Below are 18710 nucleotides of genomic sequence, written 5' to 3'. Positions count from 1 at the left end.
ATTATAATTCAACATGTATATACATATAGAACACATGATTACCTATAAACAAATATTTATACTAGGTTTTACCTCTTTCTATAGCTACTTCAAGACATGGACATTATGACGTTATGAACAACACATTTAGGGAGGAACGAACAATGAAGAAAAAAGTTGTACCTGTTGTGGCATCTGTTTTAGGGGCAAGTCTACTACTAACTGCTTGTGCGGGAAATAAAAATAATGCAAGCGGTGCAAAAGCAAACGATAAAGCACCTGATAAACAAGCAATTAACTTATCATTTGCTTCAGAAATTCCAACAATGGATGTTGCAAAAGCAACGGATGGGGAATCCATGAACGTAATGCGAAATGTTTTTGAAGGTTTATATGCAATGGGCGAAGATAATAAACCAATTCCTGGTGTCGCTGAGTCGGTTGACGTTAGTCCTGATAAAACAAAATATACATTCCATCTTCGTGATTCGAAATGGTCAAACGGTACTCCTGTTACAGCAAAAGACTTCGCCTTCGCTTGGCAACGTGCCGTAAATCCTGAAACAGCTGCTGAATATGCATTCTTATTCTTCGATATACAGAATGCGAAACAAATAAACCAAAAACAATTACCGGTTGATCAATTAGGTATTAAAGCTGTTGATGACAAAACTTTAGAAGTACAACTAGACCGTCCTGTTCCCTACTTCTTAAGCTTAACGACATTCTCAACATTCTTACCAATTAATGAAGAGTACTTAAAGTCTCAAGGCGATAAATACGGTTTAGAAACAAATCATTTAATTTACAACGGTGCTTTCACATTAGATAACTGGAAGCATGAACAAAGCTTCCAATTGAAGAAGAATCCTAACTATTGGGATGCTAAAACTGTAAAATTAGAAGAAATCAACTTCAATGTCGTTAAAGATAAGTCTACAGAAGTTAACTTATATGATTCAGGACAAATTGATCGTGTTGCTTTAACTGCAGAGTTTGTTGATAAATATAAGGGCGATCCAAACTTCAAAGAACGCGCTGAAGTTGGTATTCAGTTTTTACGACTAAATCAAAAAAATGAAACATTAAAAAATCAACATGTACGCCTTGCTATTAACGGAGCAATGAATAAAAAGGCATACGTAGAAACAATTTTAAATAACGGCGCTGTTCCAGCTGAAGGAATGGTTCCTGCGAAATTTGCAAAGAGTCCAGAAGGCAATGACTTCCGTAAAGAAAATGGAAATCTAGTCAAGGATGATGTGAAATCAGCGAAAGAAAACTGGAAAAAAGCGAAGCAAGAACTTAGTACTGACAAAGTAACACTTGAACTACTAACAAGTGATAATGCTTTAGCTAAAAAGACTGGCGAATATTTAAAAGGTGAACTGGAAAAGAATCTAGATGGATTAACAGTGAATTTAAAGCCACAACCACGTAAACAACAGTTGAAATTACTATTAAGTGGTGATTATGAAATCGGAATTGATGGCTGGGGTCCTGACTTCGCTGATCCTATTACATTCTTAGATTTATTCACAACAGATAGTGCTTATAACTTTGATAAATACTCTAACAAAGAGTACGACGAGCTAATTCATAAAGTGAAAACAGATTTAGCTGGCGATGAAAAAGCACGCTGGGAAGCAATGAAACAAGCTGAAAAAATCTTATTACAAGATGGCGCTGTCGCTCCTTTGTACCAACAAGGTCGCTCTTACTTACAACGCTCTTTCATTAAAGGACTTGTAACAACTGACTTCGGCGGTGAATTTAACTACAAGTGGGCAGAAGTTGCAAAATAATAAGTACTAATAAAAAGGTATCCAATTGAAGGATACCTTTTTACTGTGTACTTCATTAATTACAAGGTCTCTTCCCTTTATCATTTCTTTTATACCTATAGTGAGCCCCGCTACTAATTGTGTAACTAGTCTAATAAATAATAATGAGATAATATTTTCTCTAAATTAACTCCGGCAAATATTATTTTGTAATAGCCATTCGCTATGCATGTTGCGGGAAATAATCCCACATACAGGAATAAACATTTGTGTTAAAGAAATGCGAAGAAGACTATTGTCAACAATCCTCTTTCCCATCTTTTTGTATTGAACTAAAACTCATAATAAATATAAATGCAAATATCAAATATGTTTTCCACGTCAAAGAAGGTATATGCCCTGACCAAAGATAGCTAATTAAATAGTTAATTCCCATAATACAAGATGACGCTACTAAACTAATACTTATTAGTTTTACATATTGGAGCATACATTTTCTCCTTACCTCATTCTTTTTCCATTTCTTCAAATTGCAGGTTCATTGGCTCTTCTAGAAGAGTTTCATAAAAACTTTCTGCCAAATCCGTTACAGGAAATTTTCCATCCACCTCATCAAATCGAATACTATCTAGCCAGACACAACCTTCTCCTGATAATAAAACACCAAATGCAATACCAAGTGCTTCTTCTTTTATATCTAGTACAACCGAGTACGATTGCCAGTTATTCGTATTTTTAATTGGACGATTTTGCATGTTATCCATAGCAATCGGCTCCGTATTTTTTCCATCTACTCGCATCCACAATCCTGCCCAATCTTTTACATTCTCACTCTTAATAAATGCTGTTAAACGTAATCTCTTACCTACATAGTTATCCGCTCGAAACATTTGCATTAATGTTGAAAATCCTCCGTGCGTAACGTTCTCTTTTGCTTTTATATATGCAGATACTTTTCCTTGATGGGCAATTTCGTAATCTAAACCCATCTCATATTCAGCGGGATGACTTCCACTTAATACCCATCCTTTCGGTATACCTTTTTCCATTGAAATCCCCTCTCTTTCTATATAAAATGACTGGAAATACTTTCGATATTTTTTTGGTGGTAATTGAAACATTCTTTTAAAAGCTCTAGTAAATGCCTCTTGTGAGGAAAAACCGTATTGCACTGCAATATTAATGACTGCTCTTTCAGTCGATACCAAATCTTGTGCAGCATGAGTTAATCTTCTCTTACGAACATAATCCGTTACACTCATCCCAACATATCTTTGAAAGATGCGATGAAAATGGTACATCGATACTGCACTGTGAGATGCCACTCTTTCTGTTGTAAGCTCCTCATGTAAGTGATTCTCTATATATTCAATTGATTTTTTTATTATCTCTTTATATTCTTCATGCATTTTAGTCCCTCCCTCACAACTTCAATTTACCATATACATACAAATCGTTTTTGATTTAAATTGCGGATTAGCCCTTATGACTGCAGGATAATAATTTATTTTCAACACATACATAATTACATGTTTTTGGGAAAAACTTGTATAGAACGAATTTACATAAGGAGGAATTTATAATGAGAATTCTACTATCAGTTTTATTAGCTCTTATGCTAGTACCTGCATTAACAGGATGTAAAGCTCCTGCAAAAGAAGACACAACTTCTAATAAAAAGACGACTGAAGAAGCAAAAAATGAGGCTCCTGCAGATTTAAAACTAAACTTCAATGAATTCGATTTAAAGGCAGACTACCAAGATACAAAGAAAGACTACGAAGCAGACTATAAAAATGTAGCAGCTGATAAGAAAATGGAAGCAAAAATTGAAGATCATAAAGCAGATGTAAAATTAACAGGAGACGAGGCTATCACAAAATTAAGCCCACTTCTACAAGAATTAAAATTTGATAAAGATACTGCTGACCAAGAAGTAATCGATCAAGTAGTGAACGTGTTCAAACTTGATAAAGACTATCAAAAATTCGATTTAGAAGTTGTCTTCTCTGATGGAACGAAAAAAGAATATAAAAGAGAAATAAAATAAAGAAGTAGGCGGTTGCCTACTTCTTTATTTTTTAATTTTTGCGTACCTTAGTTCTGGACTAGAACCGATAATGAATTGGACACCGGATACTGATGGTTTTTGTAAATATGAGGAACTTGGGAAAATAATTGGGATTAATGGTGAATCTGTAAACATAATATCTTCCGCTTTATGCAATAATTCAAAACGCTTATCTTCGTTTTGTTCAACTTTTGCTTCTTTTATTAAAGCGTCAAATTCTTTATTATGCCATTTTGCATAGTTATTCGGACCATCACCTGCATATAAATCTAGTTTAGTAATTGGATCTAATAAAGAGCCGCCCCATCCCATATAAGCTAATTGGAAATCACTTTGCTTGTATGTGTCGATGTAACTCTTCCACTCTTTATTTTCTAATTTAATATCTACTCCAAGATTTTTCTTAAACATTTCTTGCATTGCTTCTGCTACTTTTTTATGTTGTGTATCTGTAGTGAATTTTAATGTTACTTCAGGTATTGTAGACCATCCTTGTTCTTTCATACCTTCTTCTAATAATTTTTTCGCTTCTGCTGGATCAAATTTAACGTAATCACCTTTTTCTTTACGGAAATCACGGCCACTTTGTGTTTTTGCTCCTTCTGGAACGAATGCATATGCTTCTTGCGCATTATTTTTATACAATTTTTCAACGATAAATTTGCGATCAACCGCTAATGAAAATGCTTTACGTACCTTCGCATTTGTAAACGGCTCTTTTTCTACGTTAAACGAGTAAATATAAGATGAGAATCCTGCAACACGCTTATATTCTTTATTTCCTTTTTCTTTTTCAATCATCTCTTGTGGTAAGCTACTTAGTAAATCTAATTCTTTTGATTTAAATAATTGATACGCTGTTTTAGAGTCTGGAATAATACGAAACTCAATTTCTTTTAGAGTTACCTTTTTATCGTAGAATTCTTTATTTTTTTGTACTGTAATTGCCTGGTTATGCTTCCACTCTTTTAACGTGAATGGCCCATTCGTAATTAACTCTTTTGGATCTGTTTTTAATTTATTATTATCATCAATTGAATTTTTAGATAATGGAATAAATAGTGAGCTTGCTAATTTTTGTTTAATAGAAGCAACTGGATGTTCAAGAGTTACCTTTAATGTTTGAGGATCAACGACTTGAATACCAACTTGTCCCTCTTCACCTTTTCCAGTATTGTATGCCTCTGCCCCTTTAATAAAATACATTTCTGTCGCATTCATAGAACCCGTTTTCGGATTTAATAATCGCTTCCATGCAAATTCAAAATCATTTGCTATAATAGGAGAACCATCTGACCATTTAATATCTTTCTTTAAATGAATTGTATACTCAGTTCCATCAGCATTTACTTCTTCTTTCTCCGCTAATTCATTTTGATATTTCCCATCACTATCTTGTGTATATAAACTTGAAAACAACTGTCCAATTACATAACCTGACGTGCTATCTGTCGCAATGGCAGAATCAAGGGTATACGGATCACTACTAATATTCGTTACTAATCGATCTCCTTCTCCCTTACCAGCACTCGCCTTTTGCGTCTCTTTCTTACCGCATGCGACAGAAGTAATTGCTAAAACGGTCATAATGACAAACAGTAAAAACTTCTTCATCCTACATTCTCCTTTAGCCTAAAATTTTTGGTGTTGATGCTAATAATGTTTTTGTATAAGAATGTTGTGGATTACGGAATACTTCGTCCGTATTTCCAAATTCAACAAGTTCTCCTTTATATAAAACAGCCACTTTTTCACATAAATAGTGAACCATCGGTAAATCATGTGCGATAAACAAATATGTATAGCCTTGTTCCTTTTGAATTTTTTGCAACAGATGTACAATTTGAATTTGCAATGAAACGTCTAATGCTGAAATTGGTTCATCAAGAATCAATGCTTCTGGCTCACACAATAACGCTCTTGCAATAGCGATACGTTGACGTTGTCCTCCGCTAAATTCATGCGGATATCGATCAATATATCTTCTATCTAATCCAACACGCTCTAGCGCATCACCTGCTACTTTATCCTTCAGCCCTTTATCACCTAAACCGAATGAAATATAACCTTCCGTTACACTATCGCGTACTTTCCAGCGCGGATTTAATGCAGCTGTGGAATCTTGAAAAATGAACTGTACTTTCTGTAAAAAATCTCGCTTATGAGCTGACTTCAGCGTGTGAACAACTTGACCGTTATAATTAATTTCACCAGACGTTGGACTCTCAATCCCCGCTATGAGCTTTCCAAGTGTTGTTTTTCCTGAACCACTTTCACCAATAATGCCAAGTGTTGTTCCTTTCGGGATAGAAAGTGATATGTCTTTTAACGCTGTGATTTCTTTACTTTTACTTCCATATGTTTTCGTTACTTGCTTTACAGTAATTAAATCTGTCGTCATGAGGCATTCACCTTCTCTTTTGATTTCGCTTTATTATGCTCTAGAACATGCTGCCAACAATGTGAACTATGCTCCTTAGAATATGTTGTTCTCTCTGGGAAACGATGAATACATTCTTTTATCGCTACTGGGCAACGATTTACAAAAGGACAACCAAAGCTATTTAATGTTTCAATGGAAGGTGTCGTTCCTTCTATAGCACGTAATACCTTTTCGGAGTCATCCATATTCGGAATTGCTTGTAATAAGCTTTTCGTATATGGATGTTTAGGAGAACCTATTACCTCCTGTATCGTTCCTTTTTCAACGACACGTCCCCCGTACATAACAACTACTCGATCAGCTACTTCACGTACAAGTGCCAAATCATGTGTAATTAATAAAATACTCGTATTTTGTTTTTCTTTTCTTTCTTTTAATAGCCCCATAATTTGTTTCTGAATCGTTACATCTAACGCTGTTGTCGGCTCGTCTGCAATTACAAGCTTTGGATGACAAGCAAATGCAATTGCTAAGCAAATACGTTGCCTCATCCCCCCACTTAATTGATGTGGGTATTGCTCAAAGCGTTTCTCTGCTTCATGTATCCCTAAATCTTTTAGCAAGTTAATCGCAATTCCCTTTGCTTCTCTTTTCGATTTTTCCCCATGTTGCAAAATTACTTCTGTAATTTGTTTGCCTACCTTCATCGTTGGGTTTAAAGATGAAAGCGGATCTTGAAATATAAAGGAAATATCTTTTCCGCGAATTTGATTCCATTCTAATTCTTGTAAATCCGTTAATTCCTTTGATTGGAAAGATACATTTCCATCATCGATATGAATTGATTCTTGATTCAAGCCGATAATGGATTGTGCTGTAACACTTTTTCCTGAACCACTTTCTCCTACAAGTGCAACTATTTCACCTTCGTTAATAGAAAAGGAAACATGTTTCACAATTGCTTGCTTACTATTCTCTTTTTCAACGGCTAACGTTACGTTTTCTAAAGATAAGAGCTGTCCCATGTTTTTTCTCCTTTCGATTCCGTTTTACGATTTTTGGATCAATTGCATCTTGCAAACCATCACCAATTGCATTAAATGCGAACATAATGAGTGCAATCATGATTGCCGGGAAAAATAGCTGCCACCATTCTCCGCTCAATAATGTCCCGAGTGCATCATTCGTCATCGTCCCCCAACTTGCCGCTGGTGATTGTACCCCAAGTCCTATAAAGCTTAAAAATGATTCTGAAAAAATAGCTGCTGGAATTGTAAATGATAAATTGACGATAATAATCCCTGTTAAATTCGGAATTAAATGCCCATATATAATTTTCATATGGGATGTACCTAATCGCTCTGCTGCAATAACAAACTCTCGTTGTTTTAAAGACAATACTTGTGCTCGAATGAGACGAGCCATTCCAATCCATCCCGTTAATGCAAGGGCGATAATAATGGTGAAAAGACCTGGTTTCATAACAATTAATAGTAAAATAACAATTAGTAAATATGGGATGCCGTATAATACTTCAATTCCTCTTATAATCCACTCATCAATTAACGTTCCAAGGCGATTACGCCCTCTCACATATCCACTAAATCCACCAATCAGTACACCAAGCCCTATATCGAGGGCAGCTGCTACTAATCCAACTGTTAGTGAAATCTTCCCACCAGCCCAAGTACGTGCCCAAATATCTCTCCCTAGATCATCTGTTCCAAACCAATGTTCACTACTCGGCGGTAAATTTGTTGCCTCTTTTACTTGTTCACTCGCAGTAAATGGCGTTAAACTTTCGCCAATAAGCGAGAAAACAATAATTAGCAATAACGTCACTGTTCCTAAAACTGCGATTGGATTCGATATAAACTTACGAAACAATTCTTTCTTTCTGCTAATCGTTTGCTGATTTTTATTTATCGTTAATTCTTTTTTCTCTTCTTTCGTTAATAACTGTTCATTAATTTCATAAGCTCCCATTTAAATATCCCCCCTCCTTATGTAATAGAACGAATACGTGGATCAACAATGCGGTGAATAATATCTGTAATGAAAATACAAGTAATTAATAATGCACTATAGAAAATTGTTGTTCCCATAATCACCGGATAGTCTCGGTTAAAAATACTATCTACAAAATATTTTCCTAGGCCAGGAATTGAAAAGATTTTTTCAATAACGAAAGTCCCTGTTAAAAGTCCAGCCATTAATGGTCCAACAAATGTAAGTACTGGAACAATCGCATTTCGAAGAGCATGTCTTATAATAATCTTCTTAATTGGTATGCCTTTCGCTCTTGCTAGCTTAATATAATCACTCTGCAATACTTCGATCATATTAGAACGAACAAACCTTGTAATAACCGCAATTGGACCTAACGCCAATGCGAAAGATGGTAATACGGTATGTTCGAATGTTCCCCAAGACGCTACTGGTAAAAGCTCAAATTGAATAGCGAATACTTGTATAAATAGCGGTGCTAAAATAAAACTTGGAATAGAAATACCGAGAATTGCGAGCAAACTCACACTATAGTCAATTACTTTCCCATGATATAGAGCAGCAAATGTACCTGCAGCAATTCCGACTAACAACGAAATAACAAGTGCTTGTAGACCAATAATTGCTGATGGACCAAAGCCAGTTGTTATAATTTCTGATACACCTTGCCCGGTTGATTGAACAGATTCACCAAAATCAAAATGAACTACACCGTCTAAATAAGCAACATATTGATTCCATAACGGTTCATCAAGGTGATACTTCGCTCTCATGTTTTGAATCACTTCTTCAGGAAAGATTTTTGCATCTGATGAAAATGGATCCCCCGGAATAATATGCATAATTAGAAATGTCACTGTCGTAATAACCCATAGCGTGAACACCATAACTGATAATTTTTTAATTACATACACTTCAATAACCCCCTAAACATATATATTTACTTAGTTTTATGAACGTACTTTTTCCATTACTCCCTTTTCTCTTTTTAGAATACAAAAAGCCTTGATCTTAAAAAATAAGATCAAGGCTTAATAAACAAAGGCCCATCACTTATCTTTCAAGACTTGCTTGCTGGAATTAGCACGGTGTTCCTATTACAGAACCCGCTGCTGAGGTGTCATAGGGCCAGTCCCTCTACCTCTCTGGATAAGTAAATTGCTATATTATTATTTGGTTCAAATTGTATATTTCGAATTATAATTCTGAAAAAATGAAAAGTCAATCAAATTGGATATATTTAGAAAAATCAGTTTTTAATGAGGCCATTTATCTAAATCGCAGTTTTTTGTTTATAATATAAAGAAATGATATTAAAGGAGCTATATGATGGATCCCTTACTTCTAGCAACTATAGGACTGCCATTAACAATTGTCATACTTGTTATCATTGGATTTTATAAACTTTTCATTAAAAAGAAAAGCGTTACTTCTTTTTACACACCCTTCGATAATATTACCGGACAAACTATTTCCGAATTTCACGAAGAGCAGAAAGTGTTAGTATACGAAGATGAAGATGGTGATGGTAAGAAGAAAAAATAACCTTGCATGTGCAAGGTTATTTTTTCGTTTCTGTTTGAAAACGTTTATAGTATGTCGATGCTGTTGCAAAATTAATTTCTATATCACGAATTAATGATGAATCTTCTTCTTTAGCTAACTTCTGTAATTTTTTCATCGCTTGTTCCGATTCATTCAAGAAACCAACATATACCTCATGTTCTTGCTCTTTCGACTTCGGAACATGAATTTCTTTACGTATATTATCAATATCTTCTAACATGCTCATTGTTACTTTTTGCACATCTTCTTTATATGTAGCATTCGTTATTTCCTTACCGCCCTTTTCCTTTGCCACTTCAAATAACTGCAGTGCTTTATTGATTTCTTTATTCATTTTTATATCATATTTTTCATGTACTGCAAGGTATTCTTTCATCTCTTCTGTTTGTTCTGTAGATTGCTCTACCTTCTCTTTCGGTTCTTTCGTATCTTTATTTCCATTACATCCCGCTAGCAGAATCATACTTCCCATTACAGCAATACCCAAAACCTTCTTCATCTCTTTTTCTCCTTTTATCTACATCTACTTCTATCTATAGTTTCTTTTATCTCCACTTGTTATTATACCGAGAACGCCCTACTTTTTACACTTAAGAGGATACCTTAATATATATACCAACATTTTTGTCACAGTATCGTCACTTTATGCAAATAACTTTTGCATCACCTTACAAAGCTGTATGAGTTATTTCAAAGAAATGAAAAAAGAGTTGATTCAAAAATATTTGAATCAACTCTTTTTTATAATTTAAGCTTCTAAATTTTGTCTTTGTTGCAGTTCAAACTGCTTTTCACTTCTTCTGGCCATAAATACATAACATAATACAGCACCAATTTCACAAAGAGCTATCACAATACCCATCGGCAATGCCGTATTACTTCCACCAATACCTACTAATGGTGCAACAAGTGCCCCTGAAATAAACTGTAATAAGCCTAGTAAAGCTGATGCTGTTCCTGCCGCTTGTTTTTGATTTCTCATTGCTAACGAGAAGCCGGTTGTCGATACAACCCCAACACTTGATACAACAAGGAATAACGAGCATAAAACACCAATGAAACCTATTCCTAATACGATTGTAAGTAGTAGAGATAAGCCACCAACAGCGGCGATAATAATACCGGAAACAAATAATGTTTTCTCATTCACTTTTCCTGCTAAACGACCAGTAACTTGGCTGGCAATAATAATACCGATACCGTTAATCGCAAAGAATAAACTAAACTGCTGTGGTGATGCCCCGTATATATTTTGCAACACAAATGGTGATCCCGAAATGTAGGCAAACATTGCCGCTGTTACTAATCCTTGTGACAATGCATATCCCATAAACAAGCGATCTTTCAGAAGCTTTCCGTATGTCGCCAATGTTCCTGACAAACCACCTGTCTCTCTTTCTTCAGGAGGTAATGTTTCACGTAATACGAAAGTAGCCGAGATTAACATAAATACACTAATTGCTCCAAGAACGATAAAGACACCACGCCACGTTGTAAACTGTAATAATTGCCCCCCGATAATCGGGGCCAAAATAGGTGCTGCTCCGTTTACTAACATAAGTAGTGAGAAAAACTTCGTCATTTCAGAACCTGAGTACATATCTCTTACCATTGCACGGGATATAACGATACCAGCAGAGCCCGAAGCGCCTTGTAAGAAACGTAAAAGCACTAAAGTCCAAATAGACGGTGCTACAGCACAAAGTAATGAAGAAGCAACATAAATAATAAGAGCAATAATAAGAGGTTTGCGCCTTCCGTAAATATCACTAATTGAACCGACAAATAATTGTCCTACTGAAAGCCCAAGTAAACATGCTGTCAACGTAAGCTGCGCAAGGGATGCACCCGTTTGTAAATCATCCGTTAATTTCGGTAACGAAGGCAAATACATATCAATAGATAACGGCCCAATTGCCGTAAGTGTTCCTAATACAAGAATCATCCATAACCTGTTCATCCTTACAGGTTTATATATTTCGTGATTAACTTCATTCACTTTTTCCATTCACCCTTTCGTATACATAATGAATCGTAACAATTATAGTTACAACATAAACATACGTCAAGTATAGCGCATTTTCCTCTTTCATAATGTAAAAAAAGCGATAGAAATTCTATCGCTTTACTTTTTCAAGTTGCTATTTGTAAATTTAGATACGGAAGACATCGCTTCTCCTGTATCTAAGTATGTGATTTGAATTGGATCTCCCACTTCTGTAAACATAGCATATGGGAATTTTTTCGCAGGTATCATAAATACTTTTTGTTCATTTTCTAACAGTACGTACACAATTGTATTTTCACCTGATTTTTCTTTATATACTCGCTGTACAATACCTTCTTTTTGCGCTTCTTTTCCACTCGAAGTTGGTCTAAATGAATCTCCACTCCCGCTTAGCGCATTTTTATAATTCTCAAGAGCTTCTTTTTGCGTCGAACCTGTTGCAAATATTTTCGCATTAGAAGCATAGATGACAGTATGGGCACGTACTAATCCCCCGTCATCAATAACAGGTACAATCCAAGAAGGTTTACCGTACACGTTATAAATAACCGGCATCGTTCCATGCCATTTCTCTCTTTTAAAGGAATTATCCACCACTTCTGAAGCAGCTGAACCATCCATAATTCCCTTTACTTCTTTTCCGTTATAGTAATACAACTTACCTGTACGTGCATCAATAAGTGAATAACCTAACGCAGAATCTACTCCTTCTTTTGGAGAGGTGAAATCAGTAAAGTAATATAGCGTTCCATCCTTACCGAAGATTGGTGTCACTCCTTCTTTCGTCCCCCACTCAGTCGGAATCTTCATATCAGTTTGCGAGAATTTTGTATTCCAAAATCCGTGAATATATTTACCGAAATACGTATTTAATGTAGATGCGGTCTCATGATTCAATACACCATCAACAAATTTAGGTGCCTTTCCTTTATCATATCTTTTCACTTCACCTGTTTGTGCATCTACTACAACAACACCCTCTACCTCAAATCCAGATCTCCCTGAAATAAATTCACCATATGTCATTGTATAATACGGTTTCCCTTTATCATCAACTTCAAATTTAGGTTTCCCCTTAAAGATTAAATTTGGTTCGGATTTTCGTACGACACGCTCTAAATTATTCCCGAAAAACATGCTTGGCACGTATTTCATCTTATAACCGAGATGCAGTTTCGCTTCGGCATCAGGGTTCGTACCTGACATCGTTACGTACCCTGGAATTGTTTCAGCTTTACGTGCTTTAAAAAACCCTGAAACTTCAATCGGCGCTACATATAAAGCCTCACCGTTTACCATTTGTGGCGTTAATTCTCCTAGCTCAAAATAAGCTACTTTCGGAATATCCCCAAATACTTTTTTCATCTTATTCTCCGCTGTCTTTGGCGGCACTGTAAACGGCTGATCATTTTCAGTAAATGGCTCTGAAATATCTTTCTCTACCTTAACAACAGAATCATATTTCTTTTGCGTGATTACTATATCGTGCAAATAACCAAAATAGCCGTAACTTGCAAGTAAAACAAACATTAGAAGACCTTTTAATGTACCTTCTAATTTCCCTATCTGATCTTGTGAAAATAAAACAAGCCCAATTAAAATTGCTACTGCAACAGAATAATGAGTAAGAATCGAATCTGCTCGATCATCAATTAGCCAAAAATATTCATAGATTGCAATACCTATCCAAAATAAAACAGGAATAACTAAAATGAATGATTTCTTACCCTTTACAACCTTCTCATCCCCCTTCTTATCCACTGCTCGAAGTTTACTACCGCTTCTTGTCCATGGAATCAAAAACAAAGTGAGAATAGCTAAAACTAAAAATTTCATCAAAGGCAATGTCCCCTTTTCTTTTGTCTTCCCTTTTAGTATAACAAACAAAGGGTATTTAGGTAAAAATAGGAATGGTTATATTTTTTTACTACTTAATACAACTCCACTTACTACATATAAGATAGATGCAATATAAAAAATCGTACCAATCGTAAAGAAATCTACTAAATACCCCGTTACAATAATCGCTACTGCGCCTCCAATTGATGTCCACACATGGTATTTTCCAATCTCATAACCAGCCTTTTCCTGCACAACCTTTCGTGCTAACGACGTTTTCTCAGTATTACGCTGCACAGCACCTAAAACTCCCATTACAACTTGAAGAATATACACATGCCAGACTTCCGTTGCAATTGGAAAACAAAGCATTAATATCGCCATGGACCAAGCGTATATTATTAATAATTTTTGATCACCTACTCTATCAGACGCCTTCCCTACTAACGGATATACAAGTGCTGAAGTTAATGCAAATAAGCCATAAGCCCACCCAAACTGTGAGAAGCTATTTCCAACATTCCGAAGCAATAAAATGTAAAAAGGAAATACCATACTTCCTGCCATCATAATGATGCTTTGTGAGGCTACAAATCTTCTATATGTCATTTCGTATACTCCCTATAAAATAAATTCACAAATCTCTCTTCTGGATCCACTTCCTTCTTCTTCTGAAGAAATTCTTCTATACGAGGATATGCTTTCTTTAGCTGTTCTTTCGTTGGATAAGAATAATACGGTAAATAATAACTACCGTTATGTTTTAAAGTAACATCAATCATCTTCCGAATGACATCCTCTGTTTTCTTCACCTCACTCTCGGAGCGTCCTTGGTTAATTAAAAGCACCAGTGCAAACATATCATCTTTTGCATAGGATAAAACTGCATTTTCATTCTTTTCCACGTAACGAATCGTAATATTGAGCAAGTTCAGTTCTTCTTCACTTAATACGGCACGTAAATCATCTATATATTCCGTGAAGGAATCTATAGGCACAAAGTATTCTTGTAGCACTTCTGTAAGGTTCGGATTTTCATATTCCATAAAAGCACTATCTGATCTCATAACATTATTCCGCGTCTCAAACTGTCCATCTGTACGTTCAAAATAACTTCTTTGTATATCCCAAAATGTATTCTTTCCCCAATCACTATAACGTGATAATCCAAGCAAAAATTTCGGCGCAGCTATAATATTTTCTTCTTTTAATTCACTGTACTCTTCTCTCATATTTTGATTTTGTGTCAATGTATAATTCGTCACATACATCTCTTTTAAAAATGAGTTTGGAGCAACAGAAATACGTGCTAAGTGCATACGAACATTTTCTTCTTTTTTCACTTTCTCTTTGAAGTAAGACGTGTATTCTTTATAGTCTATCATTCTCGTATGCATTTCATATAATTCATCATCAGTTAGCTTTAATGTCACATCTAAAATGACACCAAATAACCCGTAACCACCGATGACATATGGAAATAACTCTGCATTTTCTTCTCTACTTATATTACGTACCGTGCCATCTGCCATTAACAATCTAAATGACTCTACTGTATCAATCAATGCTTCATGACGAATATCACGCCCATGTACATTTACACTTAATGAACCACCAACAGTAAAAATGTTTTGAGATTGCATCACTTGAACTGCAAGACCGTATGGATTAATTTTCTTCTGGATATCATTCCACGTGACACCACTTTGAACTGTAATCCGCTTCTTCTCTGGATCGAATGCTAATATTTTATTATACTCTTTCATATCAAGCATCGTACCGTTCGGATAGTACGTCTGTCCGCCTTGGCTATGTTGCATACCTGCAATAGAAATCTTCTCTCCAGAAACATTTGCATCTTGCACGACCTGTTTTAATGAACTTTCATCCTCAGCATGTTCAACACGTTTAATTTTCGTTGGAAGTAACTTTCCTACATCGCTCATAATGGGATGAATTAGTTGCTCTTTATATGTATTTACAGATGTTGCAAGCAACACTGTATAAGCTACAATGACCACCATCATCTTTCTTTTTTTCAAATGACACTCTCCTCTTCTACATCTTTTCCTCTTCATATTGTACCTATTTTCCTATGAAGAAAGTATACAAAAAAGAGGGTCCTTATTTTAGGTCCCCCTCATCAAAACTGTTACTTTGCTGCTGGCAATTTTATTGGGTCAAACTTTTCGTACGACGTATATTTTGCGTTCGTAATAATGTGTGCTTTATCCTTGCCATTACTACTCATAATCATGTCTATCTTTGCTGATTCATATTTAAAATCTTTTGTAATGATATATTCTGCATCCACTTCTTCTATCTTCGCATTTTGTGCTTGTAACATTTTCTTCTGCGTTTCATCCATGCTAGTTAACATACTTTCTGTTTCTTGCCCTTTTAATGTAAATTTCAGTTTATATTTATCTCCGCTTTTCTCCATCTTCATTTTATCTAAAACTACTTCCGGTACTTCTAACTTATCTATAATATCTTGAGTCGCTTTCATTCCACCAGCGTTTAATTGCTCCTCTGATACGGTCATAACTTCTCCTGTATTAGGGTTTTTTACCTCACCAGCAACTTTACCATCCACAGTATACACTACAACATCTGTACCGGAAATATTCATTTCAGAACGAGAATTCTTTGTCTTTGGCTCTAATTGCATCTTAGCCTTTAATATGTCCATCTCTGTTCCCTCAGCTTTTACCCCTACACCATATGTCATCGTTACATGCTCTTCATTTTTAAAAGCTTCGTTCGTTTTCTTGAAAACATCCTTCGCTGCTAATTCCTTTTCTTTTTGAACTGATTCTTTTTTCGGCTCATCCGTCTTTGCTGTTTTCTCATTACTACACCCTACCCCTAGACTGATTGCAAGTACTAAACTTGAAACAAAAATAATTTTTTTCATATTGTCGCCCCCTTTCCCAAAATAATATCACCTCTTTTCCTATGAAATCTATATAATTTTTAATCTATATTCTCTATATAGCGACATGTTTAATGAAGATCTTAAATATGATGTAAATAATAACAACTCATTTCAGGAGGTTATTATGAAGGCGATTATTTGTACACAATATGGACCACCAAACGTTCTCCAGCTTCAAAATGTAGAAAAACCTAAACCTAAAAAGAACGAAGTATTAGTTAAAATTCGTGCAACAAGTGTATCGACTGGAGATTGTAGAATACGTGGCTTTAATAGTCCCCTCTTATTTTGGGTTCCTATGCGGATCATATTAGGTTTTAGAAAACCGAGAAAACCTATACTCGGCGTAGAGTTATCCGGTGAAATCGAAGAAATTGGAACAGATGTAACTCAATTTAAAAAAGGAGACCCAGTTTTTGCATTAACAGAACTAAACCTTGGTGGTTATGCCGAATACACATGCGTGCATGAAAGTGGATTAATAGCATTAAAACCTACCAATATGACATATGAAGAAGCTGCCGTTATTCCTTTTGGCGGAACTTCAGCATTGCATTTTCTGAGGAAGGGCCGTATAAAAAAAGGACAACAAGTGCTCATATACGGCGCCTCTGGATCAGTAGGAACAGCTGCTGTACAACTTGCTAAATATTTCGGCGCGACCGTTACAGCTGTTTGTAGTAATTCAAATTTTGAACTAGTGCAATCTTTAGGGGCTGATAAAGTAATTGATTATACGAAAGAAGATTTTGCTAAGCAGGGCGAGCACTACGATATTATATTTGATGCAGTTGGAAAGTATAAAAAGTCTCTTTGTACAGACGCATTAATGCCTAATGGAAAATATGTATCTGTTAACGGAATGATGGCAAAGGTCAGTAAAGAAGATATGAACCTACTAAAACAACTAGTTGAAACAGAAAAGCTAAAACCTGTTATTGATAGAACTTACCGATTAGAAGAAGTTGCAGAAGCCCATACGTATGTAGAAATGGGCCATAAGAAAGGAAACGTTTCGATTACCTTAAAATAAAATATATTCAGAAAATAACATTGACAATTCCTTTTGTTAGATTTACTATTAGTACCATATTTAAAAACTACATATACATACTCTTATCAAGAGTGGCGGAGGGACTGGCCCGATGATGCCCGGCAACCGAGCTTATAACGTATAAGCTAAGGTGCTAATTCCTGCAAAACGAGTTTTCGTTTTGGAAGATAAGAGAGGAACCTATTTCGTCTATTCGGCACCTCTCTTATTTTGAGAGGTGCTTTTTATTTTGGAACGTATATTAAGGGGGAATTATAGATGAAGAAAGTATTATTGAGCATTGTAAGCGGAGCGGTACTATTATTAGGCGCATGTGGCGCAAATTCAGATAAAGATGTAAAAATATTAGACGAGAAAAAGATTACTGTCGGTGTAACAGGTGGACCACATGAACAAATTTTTGAGAAGGTTAAAGAAGTTGCGGCAAAAGACGGTCTCGACATTGATATAAAAATATTTAATGATTACGTAGCACCAAACGTTTCGTTAGATGAAAAAAGTCTTGATGTAAATAGCTATCAAACGAAATCATATTTAGATGTATTTAAAGCCGAACGCAATATGAAATTAACTGAAGTATTTTCAACAGTAACATTCCCAATGGGCGTATATTCTAAAAGCTTAAAAGATGTAAAAGAATTAAAAGAATTAAAAGAGGGCGATGCAATCGCTGTACCAAATGACCCAACGAATGAACTTCGAGCTTTAAAATTATTTGAAAAAGCGGGGGTTTTAAAAGTTGATCCAAAGGCTACAGAAAAAGCGACTGCAAAGGATGTAATTGAAAACCCAAAAAATTTAAAAATTGTTGAATTAGAAGCTTCTCAATTACCAACGCAATTAAGTGAAGTGAAAGCAGCTGCAATTAACACAAACTTTGCATTAGGTGCAAAACTAAATCCAGCGAAAGATTCCATTTTCCGCGAAGGAAAAGATTCACCATACGTGAACTGGGTCGTTGTTCGTACTGAAAATAAAGATGATGCTGTTGTAAGTAAATTAAAGAAAGCTTATCAATCTAAAGAAGTAAAAGAATTTATCGAGAAAAAATTTGATGGTTCAATTTTACCATCTTGGTAGG

At 35.4% G+C, this 18710-nt stretch carries 18 protein-coding genes, 1 pseudogene and 2 riboswitches; of the genes and pseudogenes, 5 read left to right on the top strand and 14 right to left on the bottom strand.

The genetic code is table 11. The features are described 5' to 3' along the window. Positions 1 to 143 precede the first annotated feature (143 nt). Positions 144 to 1784, top strand: coding sequence for a peptide ABC transporter substrate-binding protein (locus JDS92_RS13090; protein ID WP_199632019.1), 1641 nt, complete (start codon positions 144 to 146; stop codon positions 1782 to 1784). Between the two features lie 6 nt (positions 1785 to 1790). On the opposite strand, the pseudogene JDS92_RS31400 reads toward JDS92_RS13090, so the two are convergent. From JDS92_RS31400 to JDS92_RS13080, 3 genes and pseudogenes are all read right to left on the bottom strand, one after another. Next, positions 1791 to 2068 (bottom strand): annotated as a pseudogene (locus JDS92_RS31400) (hypothetical protein). After that, entirely contained in the window at positions 2062 to 2253 is a 192-nt protein-coding gene (locus JDS92_RS13085) for a hypothetical protein (RefSeq protein WP_000942528.1), read from the bottom strand. Before JDS92_RS13085 ends, JDS92_RS31400 begins: the two are co-directional and overlap by 7 nt. A 16-nt stretch (positions 2254 to 2269) precedes the next feature. Then, positions 2270 to 3172: a helix-turn-helix transcriptional regulator gene (locus JDS92_RS13080; protein ID WP_199632018.1), complete on the bottom strand. Its 903-nt coding sequence runs from the start codon at positions 3170 to 3172 to the stop codon at positions 2270 to 2272. A 173-nt stretch (positions 3173 to 3345) separates the two neighbouring features. Between JDS92_RS13080 and JDS92_RS13075 the strand changes: the two genes are divergently transcribed. After that, positions 3346 to 3813, top strand: a complete 468-nt coding sequence (locus JDS92_RS13075; protein WP_001221551.1) for a YusW family protein — start codon at positions 3346 to 3348, stop codon at positions 3811 to 3813. A 24-nt stretch (positions 3814 to 3837) separates the two neighbouring features. Here the strand turns inward: JDS92_RS13075 and JDS92_RS13070 are convergent, their stop codons facing one another. From JDS92_RS13070 to JDS92_RS13050, 5 genes are read right to left on the bottom strand one after another with little or no spacing between them, the layout of a single operon-like run. Next, entirely contained in the window at positions 3838 to 5448 is a 1611-nt protein-coding gene (locus JDS92_RS13070; RefSeq protein WP_199632017.1) for a peptide ABC transporter substrate-binding protein, read from the bottom strand. 13 nt (positions 5449 to 5461) lie between these two features. Next, entirely contained in the window at positions 5462 to 6235 is a 774-nt protein-coding gene (locus JDS92_RS13065; RefSeq protein ID WP_097958063.1) for an ABC transporter ATP-binding protein, read from the bottom strand. After that, complete coding sequence (locus JDS92_RS13060) at positions 6232 to 7242, bottom strand: ABC transporter ATP-binding protein (RefSeq protein ID WP_199632016.1); 1011 nt, start codon at positions 7240 to 7242, stop codon at positions 6232 to 6234. Before JDS92_RS13060 ends, JDS92_RS13065 begins: the two co-directional genes overlap by 4 nt. After that, a complete protein-coding gene (locus JDS92_RS13055; RefSeq protein ID WP_199632015.1) occupies positions 7199 to 8203 on the bottom strand; it encodes an ABC transporter permease in 1005 nt (334 codons plus the stop codon). Before JDS92_RS13055 ends, JDS92_RS13060 begins: the two co-directional genes overlap by 44 nt. A 17-nt stretch (positions 8204 to 8220) precedes the next feature. After that, positions 8221 to 9138, bottom strand: coding sequence for an ABC transporter permease (locus JDS92_RS13050; protein WP_000289322.1), 918 nt, complete (start codon positions 9136 to 9138; stop codon positions 8221 to 8223). A 136-nt stretch (positions 9139 to 9274) separates the two neighbouring features. After that, positions 9275 to 9380: riboswitch (SAM riboswitch) on the bottom strand. A gap of 173 nt (positions 9381 to 9553) precedes the next feature. Between JDS92_RS13050 and JDS92_RS13045 the strand changes: the two genes are divergently transcribed. Further along, complete coding sequence (locus JDS92_RS13045; RefSeq protein WP_000371394.1) at positions 9554 to 9769, top strand: DUF3951 domain-containing protein; 216 nt, start codon at positions 9554 to 9556, stop codon at positions 9767 to 9769. Between the two features lie 16 nt (positions 9770 to 9785). Here the strand turns inward: JDS92_RS13045 and JDS92_RS13040 are convergent, their stop codons facing one another. The 6 genes from JDS92_RS13040 to JDS92_RS13015 form a co-directional block, all read right to left on the bottom strand. Further along, entirely contained in the window at positions 9786 to 10289 is a 504-nt protein-coding gene (locus JDS92_RS13040) for a hypothetical protein (RefSeq protein WP_097958067.1), read from the bottom strand. A gap of 249 nt (positions 10290 to 10538) precedes the next feature. Next, positions 10539 to 11798 carry a multidrug effflux MFS transporter gene (locus JDS92_RS13035; RefSeq protein ID WP_199632014.1) on the bottom strand — a complete coding sequence of 420 codons (1260 nt, stop codon included), beginning with the start codon at positions 11796 to 11798 and terminating at the stop codon, positions 10539 to 10541. 117 nt (positions 11799 to 11915) lie between these two features. Continuing rightward, positions 11916 to 13634 carry a DUF3981 domain-containing protein gene (locus JDS92_RS13030; protein ID WP_199632029.1) on the bottom strand — a complete coding sequence of 573 codons (1719 nt, stop codon included), beginning with the start codon at positions 13632 to 13634 and terminating at the stop codon, positions 11916 to 11918. A 78-nt stretch (positions 13635 to 13712) separates the two neighbouring features. Then, positions 13713 to 14246 carry an MFS transporter gene (locus JDS92_RS13025; RefSeq protein WP_000222357.1) on the bottom strand — a complete coding sequence of 178 codons (534 nt, stop codon included), beginning with the start codon at positions 14244 to 14246 and terminating at the stop codon, positions 13713 to 13715. Continuing rightward, positions 14243 to 15679, bottom strand: coding sequence for an FAD-binding oxidoreductase (locus JDS92_RS13020; RefSeq protein ID WP_141546091.1), 1437 nt, complete (start codon positions 15677 to 15679; stop codon positions 14243 to 14245). The genes JDS92_RS13025 and JDS92_RS13020 overlap by 4 nt, the downstream gene beginning before the upstream one ends. Before the next feature lie 110 nt (positions 15680 to 15789). Beyond that, on the bottom strand, positions 15790 to 16554 hold the full coding sequence (locus JDS92_RS13015) for a DUF6612 family protein (protein WP_097958069.1): 765 nt from the start codon (positions 16552 to 16554) through the stop codon (positions 15790 to 15792). 145 nt (positions 16555 to 16699) lie between these two features. On the opposite strand from JDS92_RS13015, the gene JDS92_RS13010 reads away from it, so the two are divergent. Together JDS92_RS13010 and JDS92_RS13005 are read left to right on the top strand one after the other, a co-directional pair. After that, on the top strand, positions 16700 to 17608 hold the full coding sequence (locus JDS92_RS13010; protein ID WP_000643898.1) for an NAD(P)-dependent alcohol dehydrogenase: 909 nt from the start codon (positions 16700 to 16702) through the stop codon (positions 17606 to 17608). 80 nt (positions 17609 to 17688) lie between these two features. Beyond that, positions 17689 to 17803: riboswitch (SAM riboswitch) on the top strand. 84 nt (positions 17804 to 17887) lie between these two features. Continuing rightward, complete coding sequence (locus tag JDS92_RS13005) at positions 17888 to 18709, top strand: MetQ/NlpA family ABC transporter substrate-binding protein (protein ID WP_199632013.1); 822 nt, start codon at positions 17888 to 17890, stop codon at positions 18707 to 18709. Position 18710 lies beyond the last annotated feature (1 nt).

The organism is Bacillus cereus group sp. N12, from assembly GCF_016483575.1.
Taxonomy (GTDB): domain Bacteria; phylum Bacillota; class Bacilli; order Bacillales; family Bacillaceae_G; genus Bacillus_A; species Bacillus_A toyonensis.
This window is presented reverse-complemented; position numbering and strand designations above follow the sequence as displayed.